Source organism: Caballeronia sp., from assembly GCF_049581465.1.
In the GTDB taxonomy this organism is placed as follows: Bacteria; Pseudomonadota; Gammaproteobacteria; order Burkholderiales; family Burkholderiaceae; genus Caballeronia.
Genome location: NZ_JBAUSA010000902.1, coordinates 1 through 1,696 on the forward strand (window position 1 = coordinate 1; position 1,696 = coordinate 1,696).

Here is a 1,696-nt window from a genome sequence, read left to right on the forward strand (position 1 = left end):
ACGTAGCCACGAGCGAACCGAAGGTGCCGGAATCGTCCAGCAGCCAGGACGAATTCCAGACCTGATTCACCATCACGGGCAGGATTTCCTTATCGATAAGCTTATCGACGCCCGTTTCGAACAAACCTGCCGCCAGGAACAGCAGCATGATTTCGGTCACGCGGAAGAACAGTCGCCACGAGAAGATCCTGCCGCCGAGTTGCAGCAGGAAAAAAGTCAGGAGCGCGAGCGCAAAGCCAATGACGACCGCGAGGAGCTGCGTCAAGTCGACATGACCCGACTGGCCGAAGCCGAGGCCGTAGAGAAAGATGACCGTCTCGCTGCCTTCGCGCGCAATGGCCAACGCGACCAGCAAGGTCACGCCCCACCAGTTCGCGTCCTGCTTGCTCTTTTGCAACGACGCTTCCATGTCGCTTTTCATTGACCGACCGTGATGCTTCATCCACAGCACCATCTGGACGATCAGCACGCACGCGACCAGCACCATGCCGATCTGGAAGTAATCCTGGGCGTCGCCGGAAAGCACTTCGGTGAAGCCGACCAGCGCCGCGCCCAGCGCGACGGCTGCCAGCAGTCCAAGCACAACGCCGCCCCAAAGATACGGAATGCCGCGACGCGCGTCGGCGTCCCCGTTTTGCAGCCACGCGTACAGGATGCCGACGACCAGCAACGCCTCGACGCTCTCCCGCCACACGATAAATAGAACCTGACCCATCAATTGCCTCCCGCCGTGTCCGCCGAATCTGTCGCTACTTTGCGACGATGACGCCTTGCGCCGACTGATGGAAATCGTCGAAGAACTTGTATTCGCCCTTGTCCAGCGGCGCGATCACGACGAACGACTCGGCGCCCGGCGCGAGCACTTTTTCCTTGCGCAACTGGAGGCTTTCGAATTCTGCCGCGCCCTTGCCAACGTTACGCACTTCAATCTTGAAGCGCTGTCCGGCCGGCACTTCGATCCGTTCGGGTGTGAGCTTGCCGTCGTTCAATTCCAGCTTGAATGTGGGCAGGTCGGCCGCTTGGGCAGCCATTGCACCGGCGAGCCATCCGGCGGTCAATGCCAACGACATTGCCGCCAGCTTTTTCATACGTTTCATGCGCCCATCCTGTTTGCGGCGCGCGGAACGCGAGTTCGCATTCACGCCGGCGCCTGCTGCCAAATAGCCAGCGACCTAGCTAATGCTGGTACTAGTAGCCGCCCTTCTTGCCAATACCGGCGAACGGGAAATCGTACTCGATGGTGTACGGCTTGAACCACGGACCTACGCCGGTTTCCTTGTCGACGTGACGGCCGAACGCCATATGGCCGGTTTGCATCGGCGGCGCGATGTTCAATTTCAGGTGGTATTTGCCTGGGCCAAAGAGCTTCACGTTGTCGCCGTAATGCGGGCCGTCGCTCGCGACCATGCCCATCATGTCGCCCTTGACCGACTGCGTCGTGCCGGCCTTGGTCAGCTCGTACGTGACTTGCAGATACGGCATCCAGTCGCCTTCTGCAAAGCCGTTCGGATTGTTTTTCACCGCGTGGATGTCGGCTTCCAGATGCACGTCCGAGTCCGAAGCCTTGCGCATCATGCCTTCCGGTTCCATCGTGATCGGCTGCAGATACACCGCGCCAACTTCCATGCCGGCTTCAATATGTTGCTTGCCGATCGGATATTCGGCAGCCGTTGCCGACGCCATCGCCACCAGAGCC

Annotated in this window: 3 protein-coding genes; all 3 read right to left on the bottom strand. The window is 60.0% G+C overall.

What is annotated here, in order from left to right:
• A partial coding sequence (locus WCA53_RS22095; protein ID WP_423915595.1) for an FTR1 family iron permease occupies positions 1-715 on the bottom strand: 715 nt, incomplete at its 3' end.
• Between the two features lie 34 nt (positions 716-749).
• Positions 750-1,088, bottom strand: a complete 339-nt coding sequence (locus WCA53_RS22100; protein ID WP_423915596.1) for a cupredoxin domain-containing protein — start codon at positions 1,086-1,088, stop codon at positions 750-752.
• A 100-nt stretch (positions 1,089-1,188) separates the two neighbouring features.
• Positions 1,189-1,683: an iron transporter gene (locus WCA53_RS22105; protein WP_423915597.1), complete on the bottom strand. Its 495-nt coding sequence runs from the start codon at positions 1,681-1,683 to the stop codon at positions 1,189-1,191.
• Positions 1,684-1,696 lie beyond the last annotated feature (13 nt).

Excerpts from the sequence above, each read along its gene's own strand:
- WCA53_RS22100 (WP_423915596.1), bottom strand. The coding sequence starts at position 1,088 with ATGAAAAAGCTGGCGGCAATGTCGTTGGCATTGACCGCCGGATGGCTC.
- WCA53_RS22105 (WP_423915597.1), bottom strand. The coding sequence starts at position 1,683 with ATGGCGTCGGCAACGGCTGCCGAATATCCGATCGGCAAGCAACATATT.